This is a genomic window from Xanthomonas vasicola pv. musacearum NCPPB 4379 (assembly GCF_000277895.2).
GTDB classification, from domain to species: domain Bacteria; phylum Pseudomonadota; class Gammaproteobacteria; order Xanthomonadales; family Xanthomonadaceae; genus Xanthomonas; species Xanthomonas vasicola.
This window is the reverse complement of record NZ_CP034655.1, coordinates 4,160,617-4,177,217: the sequence shown is the minus strand read 5'-3', so window position 1 is coordinate 4,177,217 and position 16,601 is coordinate 4,160,617. Positions and strand designations below refer to the sequence as shown.

The 16,601-nt window shown below is 63.8% G+C and carries 11 protein-coding genes and 1 pseudogene; 8 read left to right on the top strand and 4 right to left on the bottom strand.

Annotated features, from left to right (window positions below; translation table 11 throughout):
• Positions 1 to 290 precede the first annotated feature (290 nt).
• Positions 291 to 1,243 (top strand): annotated as a pseudogene (locus KWO_RS19235) (YiiG family protein).
• A 286-nt stretch (positions 1,244 to 1,529) separates the two neighbouring features.
• Here KWO_RS19235 and KWO_RS19230 read toward each other — a convergent pair.
• Positions 1,530 to 2,402, bottom strand: coding sequence for an ion transporter (locus KWO_RS19230; RefSeq protein WP_010364433.1), 873 nt, complete (start codon positions 2,400 to 2,402; stop codon positions 1,530 to 1,532).
• A gap of 72 nt (positions 2,403 to 2,474) precedes the next feature.
• Here KWO_RS19230 and KWO_RS19225 point away from each other — a divergent pair, with 72 nt between their 5' ends.
• Positions 2,475 to 3,701: an acetylornithine transaminase gene (locus KWO_RS19225; protein ID WP_026113181.1), complete on the top strand. Its 1,227-nt coding sequence runs from the start codon at positions 2,475 to 2,477 to the stop codon at positions 3,699 to 3,701.
• Between the two features lie 278 nt (positions 3,702 to 3,979).
• Here the strand turns inward: KWO_RS19225 and KWO_RS19220 are convergent, their stop codons facing one another.
• Positions 3,980 to 4,597: an HAD-IA family hydrolase gene (locus tag KWO_RS19220; RefSeq protein WP_017112966.1), complete on the bottom strand. Its 618-nt coding sequence runs from the start codon at positions 4,595 to 4,597 to the stop codon at positions 3,980 to 3,982.
• Between the two features lie 293 nt (positions 4,598 to 4,890).
• On the opposite strand from KWO_RS19220, the gene KWO_RS19215 reads away from it, so the two are divergent.
• From KWO_RS19215 to azu, 6 genes are all read left to right on the top strand, one after another.
• Complete coding sequence (locus KWO_RS19215) at positions 4,891 to 7,173, top strand: TonB-dependent receptor (protein ID WP_026113180.1); 2,283 nt, start codon at positions 4,891 to 4,893, stop codon at positions 7,171 to 7,173.
• A gap of 69 nt (positions 7,174 to 7,242) precedes the next feature.
• Positions 7,243 to 8,850 carry a flavin monoamine oxidase family protein gene (locus KWO_RS19210; protein WP_017112968.1) on the top strand — a complete coding sequence of 536 codons (1,608 nt, stop codon included), beginning with the start codon at positions 7,243 to 7,245 and terminating at the stop codon, positions 8,848 to 8,850.
• Entirely contained in the window at positions 8,847 to 9,272 is a 426-nt protein-coding gene (locus tag KWO_RS19205) for a c-type cytochrome (protein WP_017112969.1), read from the top strand. Before KWO_RS19210 ends, KWO_RS19205 begins: the two co-directional genes overlap by 4 nt.
• A gap of 24 nt (positions 9,273 to 9,296) precedes the next feature.
• Positions 9,297 to 9,800: a RidA family protein gene (locus KWO_RS19200; RefSeq protein ID WP_026113179.1), complete on the top strand. Its 504-nt coding sequence runs from the start codon at positions 9,297 to 9,299 to the stop codon at positions 9,798 to 9,800.
• A 29-nt stretch (positions 9,801 to 9,829) separates the two neighbouring features.
• Positions 9,830 to 11,020 (top strand): pyridoxal phosphate-dependent aminotransferase, encoded by a 1,191-nt coding sequence (locus KWO_RS19195; protein ID WP_010377141.1) that lies wholly within the window; start codon positions 9,830 to 9,832, stop codon positions 11,018 to 11,020.
• A gap of 214 nt (positions 11,021 to 11,234) precedes the next feature.
• Positions 11,235 to 11,684 (top strand): azurin, encoded by a 450-nt coding sequence (gene azu / locus KWO_RS19190; protein ID WP_010364446.1) that lies wholly within the window; start codon positions 11,235 to 11,237, stop codon positions 11,682 to 11,684.
• A gap of 84 nt (positions 11,685 to 11,768) precedes the next feature.
• Here azu and KWO_RS19185 read toward each other — a convergent pair whose 3' ends face one another.
• Entirely contained in the window at positions 11,769 to 14,540 is a 2,772-nt protein-coding gene (locus KWO_RS19185) for a winged helix-turn-helix domain-containing protein (RefSeq protein ID WP_010377139.1), read from the bottom strand.
• Between the two features lie 543 nt (positions 14,541 to 15,083).
• Entirely contained in the window at positions 15,084 to 16,373 is a 1,290-nt protein-coding gene (hemL, locus tag KWO_RS19180) for a glutamate-1-semialdehyde 2,1-aminomutase (protein WP_017112971.1), read from the bottom strand.
• Positions 16,374 to 16,601: the final 228 nt, after the last annotated feature.

The window sequence follows — 16,601 nt, the reverse complement described above, 5'->3', positions numbered from 1 at the left end:
AGTGCCGCATGCGTCTGTGCGCATTGCGACGCTGAAAGTCGTCGTCGCAGGCATGCTGTGGCACGCACGGAGAGTTCACAGCCCGCTCTGCTACCGTGCGCGCCTGAAAACGCTTCCAACAAGGATGTTTCGACGTGACTCTCAACGTCTTGCGGCCAATCAGCCGCAGGCTGGCCCGTGAGGACACGCGCCAGCATGACCACGACGACCAATGCGCAAGGTGAGCCTCTGTTCTCACCCTCGATGATCGCACTTGCGCTGATCCGCAGGCCATGCCTTAGACACTTCCCATGGAAAGCCACATGACTCATCGCCTTCGTTCTGCGCCGCTGGCTGCGGCAATCGTTCTTGCCGCGCTGCTTGCCGGCTGCCAGAAAAGCGCACCCGCCGCCGCGGTGGAGGGCGCCGACAAGATCAATGCCTACGTTGCCTGTTTCAATGGTGTCGAACAGCCGATCCATGAGAGTTACCAGACCTATATCGGCTGGATGCAGGACCCGCAAGCCGGGCCCACCGGCAAGGAGCGCGGGATTCGTGCACCAGGCACGGTGCTGTCGCATCGGGTCGAGGCGTGCGGTGCGCCGATGACCGCCGCGTTGGCGCAGCAACCGGTCAACGCCGAGCTCGACCCGGTTGCCAAGACGTATCAGGAACGCTTCACCACGCTCAATAAGCGTATTGGGGGACGGTGCGCTACTACGGCCGTGAGGATTATCTGCGCGACGAAGGCAAGGGCATGCGCGCACTGCACGCACCGCTGATGCAAGCCTATGCCGCGTTCTTCGAGGCCGGCGAAGCGATGAACGCGGCGTTGGAACACAACGAAGACACGCGGCGCAAGGCGCAGATTGATGCGATCGAAAAAGCAGAGGGCCACAGCGCAGCGTGGTATCACCTGAAGATCATCGGCGAGGGCAAGCAGCTGGTGAAGGTGCTCGACAGCGACACGCCGGATCTTGCCGCGGCGCAAGCGCAATTGGCCAACTACCAGCGCATTCTGGAAGACGCGCAGAAGGCCAAGGCCGGCCAGGGCGATGCGATGTGGGGTCACATGGAACGTGCTGCAGACAAGCTTGCGCGTGACTCAGGACGTCTTATCGAGCGCATCCGCAGCAAGACCCCGCTGAGCAAGAGTGAGCAGATGCAGCTGGAAAGCGGCTCGATGCCGCCGGATGGTACCCGTCAGGCCGTGCTTGCCAGCTACAACGACCTGATCGACATGAGCAACCGCATGTTGCAGTGATGCTGTGCACGTATCGCTGGGGAATGATGCGAGTGAGCTCAACTGCTGATTGCGTTGGTGACCTCTTCGCGCTGCGAGCGCTGGCTGCCCATCAGCGATCAACACGATTGCAGCCGAACCACAGCCCATCTGCTTTGCAATCGAACTCCCACGCAGTATGCAGTTGGGCAGGGACGGCGGACTCGGTACCGGCATGTAGGTCTGCTACATGCCGTGGCGCGCAAGGGCGATGGCCGCCTGGCAACTGCGGCCTAATCTTTACCTCATCGTGGTCCACAGCACCGCATCAGCCATTGGACACCTTCGGCAGCGGCTCGGCGCATTGCCTGCAATAGCGTGCGTCCGCTGCGTGGCCTTCCAACCCGCAGCGGGCGCAGTAGCGTACATCGCGTTTGCCGGTGTGGCGGCCTTCGCGCAATGAGCTGGCCAGCTCGGCGGTGTAGATGCCGGTGGGCACGGCGATGATGCTGTAGCCGATCAGGATCAAGGCCGAGGTCACGAAGCGGCCCAGCGTGGTCTGCGGCACCAGATCGCCGAAGCCCACCGTGGCCATGGTGACGATGGCCCAGTACATGCTGGTCGGGATGCTGGTGAAGCCGTGCTGCGGGCCTTCGATGATGTACATCGTGGCGCCGGCGATCACGGTGATGGTGAGTACGCTGAACAGGAACACCAACACCTTGCGCCGGCTACGCCAGAGCGCGTCCAGCAGTTGCCCGCTCTCTTCGATGTAGCGGGTGAGTTTGAGAATGCGGAACAACCGCAGGATGCGCAGCACGCGCACCACCAGCAGCGTCTGCGCGCCGGGCACGAAGAAGGAGAGATAGCTGGGCAGGATCGACAGCAGATCGATCACGCCCCACACGCTGAGCGCGTAATGCAGCGGGCGCCGCACCACCGCCAGACGCAGCGCGTATTCAATGGTGAAGATCACCGTGAACGCCCATTCCAGCGGCACCAGCCAGTCCGCCGCATGCGAATGGATGCGCGGCACGCTGGCGATCATGATCACCATCACGCTCGCCAGGATCGCCACCACTAGCATCAGGTCGAAATTGCGCGAGGGACGGGTGTCGTGGCGGTAGATGATGTCGAACCACTGTCGGCGCCAGCCATCGTCGGTGGCTGCAGTGAGTTGCGGATCGGAGAAAGGGCGCATGCGCGCATTGTGCCGCAGGCCGGCGAATGCGCGAGAATGCCGGTTCTCCCTCCGCTTCTGCGACCCATCCTTATGAGCACCGCTGCCGATTCGCCCCTGTCCCTCGCGCACTACTACCTGCCGGTGTATCGCCCGCGCCAGGTGGTGCTGGAGCGTGGTCAGGGCAGCCGCGTGTGGGACGATGCGGGACGCGAGTATCTGGATCTGTCGTCGGGCATCGCGGTCAGCGGACTCGGCCATAACGATCCCGATCTGGTGGCTGCGCTCACCGAGCAGGCCGGCAAGCTGTGGCATACCAGTAACGTGTTCTTCAGCGCACCGCCGCTGAAACTGGCCGAGGAGCTGGTGACTGCCTCGCGTTTTGCGCACAAGGTGTTCCTGTGCAATTCCGGCACCGAGGCCAACGAGGCGGCGATCAAACTGGTGCGCAAGTGGGCCAGCAGCCAGTGCCGGCCGGCCGACAAGCGCGTCATCGTCACCTTCCGCGGCAGTTTCCATGGCCGTACGCTGGCATCGGTCACCGCCACCGCGCAGCCCAAGTATCAGGAAGGCTACGAGCCGCTGCCGGGCGGTTTTCGCTATGTGGATTTCAACGACGTTGCAGCGCTGGAAGCGGCGATGGCCAGCGGCGATGTGGCGGCGGTGATGGTCGAGCCGATCCAGGGCGAGGGCGGGGTGATGCCGGCCGCGCCGGGCTTCCTGAGCCGTGTGCGCGCGCTATGCGATCAGCACGATGCGCTGTTGCTACTGGACGAAATTCAGTGCGGCATGGGCCGCACCGGCACGCTGTTCGCGCATTGGCAGGAACAGGTGACGCCGGACATCGTGACCCTGGCCAAGGCGCTGGGTGGCGGTTTCCCGATCGGCGCGATGCTGGCCGGGCCCAAGGTGGCCGAGACCATGCAGTTCGGCGCGCATGGCACCACCTTCGGCGGCAATCCATTGGCTGCGGCGGTGGCGCGCGTGGCGCTGCGCAAGCTGGCCTCGCCGCAGATAGCCGACAACGTGGAGCGGCAGTCGGCGGCGTTGCGCGCGGGTCTGGAAGCGCTCAATGCCGACTTCGGTCTGTTTGCGCAGATTCGTGGACGTGGCCTGATGCTGGGCGCGGTGCTGGCGCCGACGCACGCGGGGCAGGCCGGGGCGATCCTCGACCTGGCAGCCAAACATGGCTTGCTGCTGCTGCAGGCCGGCCCGGATGTGCTGCGCTTCGTGCCGGCACTCAATCTGACCGACGTCGAGCTGGCGGATGGTCTGGCGCGTTTGCGTCTGGCGCTTGCCGAGTACGTCGCGCTGCCGTGATGGTGGGCTGTGCTTGCGCGTCTTCTCGCCGGCACTGCGCCGGTTAGAAGCGTGTTGGAGATGCGTGGTGTGCAGCGTGCATCTCACGCAGGGTGCGTGGTCTTTTGACTGCCTGGGTGGAATGGCTGTCTTCCGCCGTACCCTCACCCCAGCCACCGTTCCACGCTCCGGCCCGCGCTTGCGACGCGGGCGCTCCAAGGCACGCACGCCGGTGGCGTGCAATCTTTCTCCGTACCCTCACCCCAACCCCTCTCCCGGGGGGGGGGAGGGGTTTTGTCTTATGCAAGTCCGTAGCGTTTGAGCACCCGCCGCAACGCGCGGGCATCGCGCACGGTGTCGGCGTGCAGGCCGGCCGCGCGTGCGCCGCGCACGTTGACGAACAAGTCGTCGACAAACAGCGTGTGCTCGGCGCGTTGCCCGAGTTGTGCCAGCGCGCGCTGATACACCTGCACATCGGGTTTGCGGCCGCCGAGCGCGCCGCTGCACAGCACGCGGTCCTGCAATAGCGGAAACAACGACGGCACGACCCGCTCGATCGCGTCGAGCATCAGCGGGCCGTTGTTGGTGAGTACCGCCACAGCGGTGGTTGCCGACACCGCCAACACCTGTGCCACAACCGAAGGATCGGCGCGGCACGCGGCGACGCGTGCCGTGATCCAGGTAGCGCGATCGATCGGGTGCCTCAACTCTTCGCTCAACTGCGCCAGATATGCGTGCGTGTCGATCGCACCGGCATCGTAGGCGCGCTCCAGGCCCTGCGCGAACAACACCTCATGCACGCGCTGCGGTGAGCAGCCAGCCGCTGTCGCAAGGGCGGCCATGCGCCGTGGCCGCGCGTAGTGCGCGAGCACGCCGTCGAAATCGAGCAATAGCAGCGACGTGGGTGTAGGCGACATCTGCGTACTCGTGTGGTGAGTCTGCAGCCTTGTCGATTCCGCGCTGCATGGCAAGCGCGCGACCTGCAATGCCAACACTGCACAGGTAGGCGGCAGAAGTCCCTATTCAGAGTTTTGAATTCGGTGGCGACCTACCCACCTGCATCGATCCCACCCTCCGCACTGTCGTTGCGGAGCAACTGCCCTGGTTATGGTCACCGCATGCCGCATCCGCGGCATCAGCCGGTCTCGGGGGAGCGCCCGGTTACTCAGTACGCCACACATCTCCAGGGGTTGATTGCATGCGAAAGTGCTTGAATACCGATCAAGTGGCGGCCTCGGTCGCCACCATCCTCACCACTGCCCGCTCGCGCCACACGCTGGCGTCGATGACTTTGTTGCTGGCCGGTGCACAGAGTGTGCCCGCTCTGGCACAGGAAGCGCGCACGCTGGACGCCGTCAGCGTGGTGGGCACCGGGTCGACGCGCACCACCGCGTCCATCTCGGTTGACGAGATTCAGGCGCAGGTGCCCGGGGTGGCGCCGCAGCAGCTGTTGGCCAGCCTACCCGGTGTGAACGTGCAGACCACCGATCCGTTCGGGCTGTACGAGTTCGGCAATTCAATGACCATCCGCGGGTTTTCCGCCAACCAGATCGGCGTCACCTTGGACGGCATTCCGATCGAAACCTTCGACACTCGCGAAGGCGGGCCGATCACCCGTTACGTCTCCAGCGAGAACCTGCTCGACGTCACCGTGTCGGCCGGTTCGGGCGATGTCACCCAGCCCTCGTACCACGCACTCGGCGGTGCGATCCGTTACACCAGCCTGCCACCGAAGGGCGGCGACAGCTGGAGCGGCAATCTCACCCAGACCATCGGTTCGGATGATCTGGTGCGCACCTTCGTGCGCCTGGATACGCCGAATTGGTGGGAAGGCGGACCCAGCGCGTATCTCTCCGCCTCACGTACGCAAGGCGGTGTGTGGGACATGGAGCCGGCCACGCAAAAGAGCGATCACTTCGAAGCCAAGATTCGCCAGGCCTGGGATGCGGGCAGCCTGACGCTGGGCTGGATCTACAACAACCGCAAGGACTACGACGTACAGTCGTATAACTCCGACGGTTCGGTGTCATCGGATCTGCATGAGCGCATCACCGGCAACCCGGAAGTGGATGCCAAGCATTACAGCCAATGGCAGAACGGGCGGCGCGATTCCTTGCTCAGCCTGCACGGCGATTTTCTCTTCAACGATGCGATCGGCTTCACTTTCACCGGCTACTACGAAAACAAGCACGGGTACGGCGTCGGCGGCGCTCCGCCGAGCACGGCGACCGGCTTGTACAACGATGCGATCGCCGGCACGCCAGGGCGCACCGACATCGCCATCAACGACCCGCAAATTGTCGATGCCAACGGTAATGTCACCCACGTCGGTGCGATGACGCGGCGCGAAGAAGTCATAGGGGGCGATCGCTACGGCCTAACCGCGGCGGTGTCGTGGGAGACCGAGCACAACAAACTCGAAGCCGGTGCATGGTACGAAAACTACGACTTCGATCAGGTGCGCCCGCTGTACAACCTGGACCCGGCCACCGGCGCTTTGCTCAAAGGCTCGCTGCCGATCGTCATCTACTACGACAACCACTTCTCCACCGAAGTGAAGCAACTCTACATCAAGGACACGCTACGCCTGCTCGATGATCGCCTCACCATGGAGTTCGGCGCTAAGGGGCTGGATGTCAAACGCGACTACAACGGCACCGCCAATCTCGATGACTTTAATGTCGGTGTGCGCCGCGATGTCACCATCAAGAACAGCGATTGGTTCCAGCCGCAGGTCGGTGCCAGCTTCCAGCTTGCCGAGGGTGTGCAGGTGTTCGCGAACTACGCGGAGAACTTCAGCTCGGCGCCGCGGCTGGCCTTGACATCAGGGGCATTCAACCCGGATATCGCGCCGGAAGAATCCACCAATATCGATATCGGCATCCGCGCCGAATCCACACAGTGGAGCGGCTATGTCGCCGCCTACAAGATCGATTACGAAAACCGCATCATCGCGCTGATTGATCCGGACCCGCTGGTGGTTGCGCCCACCGTCTACGCCAACGTCGGCGACGTACAGACCTACGGCGCGGAAATCTCCGGCATGTGGAAACCGGCGCCGGGCTGGCGGCTGGGTGCATCGCTGACCTGGAACAACTCCGAATTCCAGGACAACTACTTCGGCCCGGTCAGCGGCAGCCTGGTACAGGTGAAAGGCAACGACGTACCGGATGCGCCGAAGGTGATGTTCAGCGTCAACGGCGGTTGGGAAGGCGAGCATTTCTTCGCCAATCTGGATACCAAATACACCGGCAAGCGCTACGGCGACACGCGCAATACCGACCAGGTGGATGCCACCTTCATCGTCAACGGCAGCGTCGGTTACCAGGGCGACAGCAGTGGGTTTCTCGCCGGTGGCCGGCTGCAGTTGTCGGTCTACAACCTGTTCGACAAGGACGATGCAATTGGTGCAGTGTTTCCCAACGAAAGCTCGGGTTCGTATCAGTTGATCGCACCGCGCCAGTTGTTCGCCAGCCTGGCCTGCAAATTCTGAGGTGCAGCCGCGGCCGCTAGGATTGCCGGCCGCATGCGCTCGTCCATGACATGCAGGGGAAGTGCGTTGATGCAAGGCAATCACTCGGGAGCGATGACGCGTCGGCAGTTGCTGGCGCGCATCGGCATGACCGCCGGTGGCGCGATGATGTATCAGGCGATGAGCAGCCTGGGCATGGCAGCCGAATCCAATTTCAAAGGCCCACTGCAGTTGGATGGCGACCCCAAGGGGGCCTCGGTCTTGATCCTCGGCGCCGGGCTCGCCGGCATGAGCGCGGCCTTCGAGTTGCGCAAGGCCGGTTACCGCGTGCAGTTGCTCGAATACAACGACCGCCCTGGCGGACGCAACTGGACCCTGCGCGGCGGTGACCGCTATACCGAGTTGGGCGGCGCCACACAGCATTGCCAGTTCGACGACGGTTTGTATCTCAACTCCGGGCCGTGGCGCATTCCGCACCATCACAAGGCGGTGCTGAGTTACTGCAAGCAATTCGGCGTGGCGCTGGAAGCCTTCAATCAGGTCAATTACAACGCGCTACTGCATAGCGAAAAAGGCTTCGGCGGCAAACCGCAGCGCTTTCGCGCCATCGATGCCGATTACAAGGGCCATGTGTCCGAGTTGCTGGCCAAGTGCACGCAGCAACACGCCTTGGACAAGACGGTCAGCCGCGAAGATCAGGAGCTGCTGCTGGAATCCTTGCGCACCTGGGGGGCGCTCGACCAGAAGTTCGGTTACGTCAAAGGCAAGGACAGCAGCGAGCGGCGCGGCTTTGCGCGTTACCCTGGTGGCGGGTTGTCGGGCAAGCCGGAATTCTCCGATCCCTTCAGCGTGCAGGATGTGCTGCGCTCACGCCTGTGGACCACGCTGGCAGTAGGCAATAAGTACGAAATGCAGACCACCATGTTCCAGCCGGTGGGCGGCATGGACCAGATCGGCAAGGCGTTCGCACGCCAACTTGGCGATGCGATCACCTATAACGCTAAGGTCACCAAGATCGATCAGGACGGCAGCGGCGTGCGTGTGTCCTGGCAGGATGCGGTGCGTGGCGGCGAAGAACGCATCGCCACTGCGGACTGGTGCATCTGCACGATTCCACTGTCGGTGCTCAGCCGTATTCCGGTCACTGCCAGTGATGCGATGACCACCGCGATCGGCAAGGTGCCGTATGCGGCATCGGTGAAAGTGGGCCTGCAATTCAAGCGCCGTTTCTGGGAAGAAGACGAAGCGATCTATGGCGGCATCAGCTATACCGACCTGCCGATCACCTTGATCAGTTACCCCAGCACCAACTACCACAGCCCCGGCAAGGGAGTGCTGCTCGGCGCCTATATGTGGGGGCTGGACGCGTACCAGTTCACCGCGATGGCGCCCGAGCAGCGTGTGCGCAAGGCGGTGGAATACGGCACGCAGCTGCACCCGCAGTATCCACGCGAATTCGAAAACGGCATCGCAGTCGGCTGGCACCGCGTTCCGTTTACGCATGGTTGCTATGGCATGTGGAGCGAGCAGGCGCGCGCTGAGCACTACACTCCGCTGTGCCAGATCGATGGACGGCTGGCGTTGGCTGGTGAGCATGTGTCCTACATCCCGGCCTGGCAGGAGGGCGCAATTTTGTCTGCGCACGATGTCGTCGGCCGCCTGCACCGCAAGGTCATTGCCGGAGGAACGCGCGCATGAGCCTTTTGCCAAGAATGTGCGGTGCCACCGTTGCGCTTGCCATCCTCGCCTTGATGCTGCCGCCCACTGTGCGCGATGCGCACGCACAAAGTTCCGATGCCACGCAATTATTTCCTCAGCAAGGCTTCGCCAAAGCGTCTGGACAGGATGTTTACCAGGCGATCTGCCAGGGCTGCCATATGTCGGCCGGGCGCGGCGCGCAAGGCGCCGGCGACTATCCTGCACTTGCCGACAATCCCAAACTGGCTGCCGGCCCGTACGTGACCATGATGGTGCTCGACGGCCACGCCGGCATGCCGGGTTTCGGCGACATGCTCGACGACCGTCAGGTGGCCGAAGTGGTGAGCTACGTGCGGACTCATTTCGGTAACGACTATGCCGAGCACGTGACCATCGAAGACGTCAAATCGCTACGCCACTGATCTTTTCTCACACAAGGAATTGCCATGCTCCGTCCCATGACCACCTTTCTTACCGTTGCCGTGCTGTGGTCTTCCAGTTTCGGCGCTGCGCACGCCGCCGAGGTGATCCGCCACAAGATTCCCAATAGCGATTTCCCCATTGCCGCCGCGGTGGAAATTCCCGCCGGCAAGGCTACGGTGTATGTCAGCGGCAAGGTGCCGGCGGTGATCGATACCAGCGCGCCGAAAGACTCTGCTGCTGCCTATGGCGACACCAAGGCACAAACGGTGAGCGTGTTGAATCAGATCAAACAGCAGTTGGCCACGCTTGGGTTGGGTATGGGCGATGTGGTGAAGATGCAGGTGTTTCTGGTCGGCGACCCGGCCATGGGCGGCAAGATGGATTTCAACGGTTTCATGGAAGGGTATCGCCAGTTCTTCGGCACCAAGGAACAGCCCAATCTGCCTGCGCGCTCGGCGTTCCAGATTGCTGCATTGGGTAACCCGCTGTACCGGGTCGAGATCGAAGTTGTCGCTGTGCGTCCCTGAGTTCGCGTCTTTATTTGCTGGAGATTGTCATGAAAACTGCTCTTTCGCGCCGCACGTTTGTACGCGACTGTGCGTTGTTTGCCGGCGCCGCCTGTGCAGGCAGCTTGCCGTTATTGGCCAGCGCTGCAGAGCGCTCCGCTGCCATCGCGCCGGCACCGGCAGCGGCATTGGCACCGGTGATGATCGACTCCAATGAGTTTCCGGATGGACCGTCTGCTGCCGCAGTGAAAGCCATCGCGCAGATCGCACCGCAAGGCGGGCGTTACCTGCGCGAGGTACAGATGGAATTGATGACTACGCTGGCTGCCGAGCTCAAGCTGCCGGTCGATCATGCCGGGTCCACCGAGCCGCTCGACTACACGATGCTGGCCTTCACTTCGCCCAGCGCCGCGTTGGTCACCGCCGACCCCACCTACGAATCCGGCTGGCGTGCCGCAACCCGCAATGGCGCACGCTTGGTCAAAGTGCCGTTGCGCAAAGATTTTTCGCATGATGTGCAGGCCATGTGCGCGGCCGATGCCAACGCGGGCGTGATCTACATCTGCAACCCCAACAACCCCACCGGCTCGGTCACCGCACGCAAAGATCTGGACTACGCGTTGGCGCACAAGCCCAAAGGCAGCGTGTTGGTGGTGGATGAGGCGTATATCCACTTCGCACAAAGCACGCGCAGCATGGTCGACATGGTCGCTGCGGGTGAAGACGTGGTGGTGTTGCGCACCTTCTCCAAGCTCTATGGCATGGCCGGCATCCGCCTGGGGTATGCGGCGGCGCGCCCGGACCTGTTGGCCAAGTTGAAGTTCTACAGCGTCAACAGCTTGCCGGTCACCGCCGCCGCCGCAGGGCTGGCTAGCCTGCGCGATCCTGAGCTGGTACCGCAGCGGCGTGCGCGCACGGCGGCAATCCGTCAGGACGTGATGGAGTTTATCGGCAAGCACGGCTATGCCTGCACCACGTCGGAGAGCAACTGCTTTATGGTCGATGTGAAGCGGCCGGCGGCTGGCTTCAAGGACGATATGGCCACCCACGGTGTGTTCATCGGCCGCAGCTGGCCGGTGTGGCCAACCTGGTCGCGCATCACCGTGGGCACCGAGGCGGAGATGGCACGCTTCAAGCAGGCATTCGTGCAGGTGGTCGCCGGTAAACGTGGCCCGCTGCCGGTGCCTGCCATTGCCTCTGCCGCGGCAGAGCCGATGGATGCATTTTTCCGTTACGCGTGAGGCAGGCGTGCTGCGGAAGGTTCGCTTGCAATCAAGACGGCTCTTCGCATCTTGTTCGATACGCGAGCGCACTGCACTGCACTGGGCTTGCGCGTATGCGCTGTTGATTGCGACAACGCGTTACTCTGGCACTGTCAGCACGTCTCACCACCTCACTGTTGCAGCGGCGTGCCGCGTGCGATGTGCTGCAATTTTCTAACGCAGGAGTGTTCTCTTGAAGCTGTTTTCCACAATTGCCGTATGTGCGCTGGCGCTGATGGCACCTTCGGCATGGGCACGGACGTGCGCGGTGACCATCACCGGCAACGATCAGATGAAGTTCGATCAGAGCGGGATCAAGCTTGCACCCGATTGCACACTGGTGGAGCTCACGCTCAAGCATTCCGGCAAGATGGACGCCACGGTGATGGGACATAACTGGGTATTGACCAAGTCCGCCGATTTCCAGGCAGTGGCCAACGCGGGGGTCCGCTCGACCATCGCCGACAGTTATCTGCCCAAGGCCGACGCGCGCGTGATTGCGCACACCAAGGTTATCGGTGGCGGCGACAGCACCACGGTGAGCTTTCCGACCAGCAAGCTGAGCAAGGGCGGCGACTACACCTTCTTCTGCTCGTTCCCCGGCCACTGGGCGATGATGAAGGGCACGCTGAGTTTCGGGTGATGCGTGCCTGGCGGCCAGCGCTGTCAGGCCTGGCCGCCACACGTGCAGCGTTGCGCTGAACGTAGCGATGCACGCAATTGCTGATCAATCCGGAAGCGCGCCCTGATCTGCATGCGGCGCGCTTCCACGCAATAACCCGCGCTCCAATGCCTGCGCCAGGGCGTTTTCGCGGCTGCGTGCGTCGAGCTTGCGGTACAGGTTTTTCAGATGAAATTTGACCGTGTTTTCCGACAGATGCAGGCAGCGTGCGATCTGCTTGTTGGAATAGCCGCGCGCCAGTTGCGCCAGCACTTCCAGTTCGCGCTCGCTGAAAATGTCGCAGGTGGGGTCGTCGTCGCCGCTGAGGCGTTCCAGTAAGGCCTGGATGGTCAATGCACGCGTGGTGCCGCCAACGGTGTGCGGGTCATGCTGGCGTAGCGAACGCAGCATCGCCTTGGCCGGCAAGCCCAGTTCCACGATGGCCTGCCAGCTTTGCGTCAGCGCAACATGCTCCAGCGCGCTGTATATATGCGGCAGGGCAGCAAGCAATTCGCCGCGTTGCTGTAGTACCAGCGCAATACGCGCACGGGTACGTGCCAGATGCCAGGCATTGTCGTCGGCCAGGCAGGCCTGTTCGATCTGCCCAAGGATGATGAGCGCCGCGCTGCTGCGTCCGGCCAGACGATGCCAGCGGGCTAGCGCGAACCCCATCGCCGCGCGATCGTGCCAGCGGTGTGGCGAGCGCAACGTATGCGCCAGGCCGGATTCGCCGCCGGTGCGCGCGATCAGCACATCGATGGTGGCGTTGCCCGGATGTTCCAGCAACAGCATCAACCGCCACGCGGCAGCCAGTTCCGACAAGCGCGCAAGCTTCCGCCCGTGCGCAATCTGCTCGATGTGCTCCAGCAACAGCAATGCACTGCGTCCGCTGTGGTCGCGCAGGCGTTCCAACCCCAACGCGGTGCCGTATCCGGCGGCCAGTACGTCCATGCCGCCATCGTGTTGCTCCAGCAATTCCAGTGCTGGATGCAACAAGTCGGCTGCGTCGTCGTGGTGGCCGCGTTCGTAATGCAATTGCGCGAGCAGGCATTGCGCGGCGGCTTCCAGCACGCGATCCAGTTGCGGCGTACGCGCGCACCAACTCAAGGCCTGCTGGTAGCAGGCTTCCGCATCGCTGAGCCGGCCGCGATAGAACAGGCTCTGGCCCAGCGACAACACCGCCTGGCTGGCGCCCAGGTCGCTGCCGCCGCGCTGCATGGCGTCGCGCGCGTTGAGTGCGTAGCGCTCTGCAACTGCAAACGCGCCTTGCGCAATCGCGGTAGTGGCGCAGATGCAGAGCAGCATGCCGCGGCCGAGATGGTCGTCTTCATCCAGTGCGCCGGCCTGCGCAGCAATCTGGGCCAGGCCATGCGGGTTGCCGCAGATTTCGTCCAGACGGTCGCGCAGCAGCGCGACCATCACGGTGTAATCGCGCTGCAGCGGCTCGCGTAGTGCAGCGGGGAAATCACGGAAGCGTTCCAGCAACAACCGCGCGTGGCTGAACTCGCCAAGCTTTACGTGCAGGTGCGCCTGGGTGAGATTCAACGCAGGCGTGCCGCGGATGGTGCGGTGGTCGAAATGGCGCAGTAGCGCGCGCACTTCATGCGTGCCGTGGGTCAACAGCAGCTGCCAGGTGCCGGCGCGTGCGATGTAGCTGGCGGCAAGATCGCCGCAGTCGCCGCGCGAGGCATGCCGCACCGCTTCGGCCAAATGCTGATGTTCGCCGAACCAGCGCGCTGCGCGTTTATGCAGCTGCACGCCTTGTCCGGGATGTTCGCGGTCGAGCAGTTGCTGTAGGAAATCGGCAAACAGCGGGTGATAGCGGAACCATTCGCGTTCGCCATCCAGCGGCACCAGCAGACCATGAAAATGTTCCAGCCGCGCCAGCAGCCGGCCGCTGTCGTCGCGTTGGCGTACGGCATCGGCGAGCGCGGCGTTGATGCGTTCCAGCGGGCTGGTGCGCAGCAGCAGGTCGCGGGTGTCCGCATCCAGATCGTTGACCACCTGTTCGGCTAGATATGCCGCAATCTGCGCGCTGCGCCCGGAGAAACGTGCCGCGACTTCCTGTTGACGTTGTGCATCGCCTTCCAACCACAGCCGTGCGAGCTGCAGCGCCACCGGCCAGCCTTCGGTGTAGCGGCGCAGCTCGTCCACTACCGGTGCCGGCACATGCGGGCCGAGCAATGCCTGTGCTTCAAGATCGTCAAGCGCCAGTTGCTCGCTACCGATGCGGCTGAGCTGGGCTTGCAGATCCAACCGTGCCAACGGCAGGTTGGGCACGCGGCGGGTAGCGAGCAAGAGGTGCAGACGCCCACCGCTGTGCTCGATCAAGCGCAGCACCCATGCATCGACGAGGCTGCTGCCGAGCCGGTCGTAGTTGTCGAGAATCACGCTGATGCGGTGCGGCGCGGTGCGTAGCGCGCGAATCAACAGCGCCGCTGCTTCGCGCGGGTCTTGATCGCGGTTATGCAGGACTGCGGCGCACAGCGCGTGGTCGGCACCTGCGCTCTGCAACGCCAGCGCCAGATGGCCAAGAAAACGCGCTGCATCGGCGTCTTCTTCGTCCAGCGACAGCCACGCCACCGCGCCCGGCTCGCGCGCACTCAGTTGCGCATGCCACTGCGCCAGCAGCGTGGTCTTGCCGAACCCGGGTGGAGCGAGCAATAGCGTCAGTGGGCGTGCTTGCGCTTCATCCAAGGCAGCCAACAACGCGCCACGCACCACGGCATCGGCGCGCAGCAACGGCGGCTCCAGCTTGCCGGCAAGCAGCCAATCGGGAATGACGGGGTCGCGCGACGGTGACGGGCGCGGAGTGAGCAGCGCAACAGGCTTGAGCATGAGGCGAAGGCGGCCGTATCAAGCGTCGGCAGCATGCCGGCTCGACACGCTGCAGATCGGAGTGAACCAGCGGCAATGCAGCGTAATCACCGGATGCGGCGGCGACGGTGCAGCGGCTGCTTCGAGGGTCCCCACCCATGCCCGTCCCTGAGCACCTGTCGGAAAGGTATGACAGCCACGCGACAAAAGCAAAGCGTGTTGCGCCCCGTTGACGGGTTCAGCGTAACGGATGCGCCGGCTTGTGCGTGCGGCCAAGAGGCGCTAAAGGTCGCTTGGCTCGGGTGGTGCGCATTCACAGACATCACCACACGGCGTCAGAGGCATGCGGTCACGGACTTGTTGCGAGGTGCACTGCCTTGCAGTTGCTGCTGCTGCCGCGAACGAAACGCGCTACCCGCAGAGTGAGCGTCACCAGCAAATCCGGCAACGCGTACCTCGCCAACATCCCGAGCACGCCAAGCACGGCACGCTCACGCCGCACCGCACCGCACCGCAGACCCGCAACGCCCCGCGCCCACTGCTCACCGATTCCCAAGTCGCAATTCAGCGCGCCACTTCCGCAAACGCCTCGCGCGCTGCCGCCAGCGTGGCTTCGATCACCGCCTCGTCGTGCGCACTGGACATGAAGCCGGCTTCGTACGCCGAGGGCGGCAGGTACACGCCCCGCTGCAGCATCGCGTGGAAGAAGCGGTTGAAGCTGGTGATATCGCATGCGGTGGCCTGTGCGTAGCTTTCCACGATGTCGTCGGTGAAGAACAGCCCGAACATGCCGCCGACCTGATTGGTGGTGACGGCAATGCCGGCCGCGCGTGCGGCATCTTCCAGGCCTTCGCACAGCAGGCTGGTGGCCTCGCTCAGGCGCGTGTGGAAGCCCGGCTCCTGCACCAGCTCCAGCATCGCCAGGCCGGCGGCCATCGCCACCGGGTTGCCCGACAAGGTGCCGGCCTGGTAGATCGGCCCGGCCGGAGCAACCTGCTCCATCAAGTCGCGGCGGCCGCCGTAAGCGCCCACCGGCATGCCGCCGCCGATGATCTTGCCGAAGGTGGTCAGGTCCGGGGCCACGCCGTAATGTGCCTGCGCACCACCGAGCGCGACGCGGAAGCCGGTCATCACTTCGTCGAAGATCAGCAGCGCGCCGTGCCGCGTGCACAGCGTGCGCAGATGCTGCAGATAGCCGGCCTGCGGCGGAATGCAGTTGGCGTTGCCGACCACCGGCTCGATGATCACCGCCGCCACCTCCGCACCGATCTCGTCGAACAGCGCGGTGGCGCCCTCGAAGTCGTTGAAGCTCAGCGTGGCGGTCAACTCGCTCAGCCCGGCGGGTACGCCGGGCGAGGTCGGCACGCCCAGGGTCAGCATGCCGCTGCCGGCCTTGACCAGAAACGAATCGCCGTGGCCGTGATAGCAGCCTTCGAACTTGATGATGCGATTGCGCCCGGTGGCGCCACGCGCCAGGCGTACCGCCGACAGCGTGGCTTCGGTGCCGGAGTTGACCATGCGCACCATCTCGCAGGAGGGCACCAGCCGGGTAATGGTCTGCGCCATCGTTACTTCGGCTGCGCACGGCGCACCGAACGACAGCCCGTTGCCGATCGCCCGCTCGACCGCTTCGCGCACGGCCGGGTGGTTGTGCCCGGCAATCATCGGCCCCCACGAGCCCACGTAGTCGATGTAGCGGTTGTCGTCGACATCGAACAGATACGGGCCATCGGCGCGCGCCACGAAGAACGGCTCGCCGCCGACCGACTTGAACGCCCGCACCGGCGAGTTGACGCCGCCGGGTAGCAAGGTCTGCGCCTGGGCGAACAGGGCGTGGGAGCGGGAATGGTTCATGCGCAAATCCTTGAGGAATACCGATTGGGGGCATCGACGCCCGGCGGCGGGCATCGCGTGCGCCATTGTCAGGCCTGCGGCCCTGCGCGCCTACCCGTCGGACACCCGCCTACCCGTCGAAGTGGGCGGATGGGGGAACTTGGCTGCCTATGATCGAACGCCACGTGATCGACAGTTTGGAATGAGCTGATGGCGCGCAGTCATTGGCATCGCGCTGCAGATGTTCAG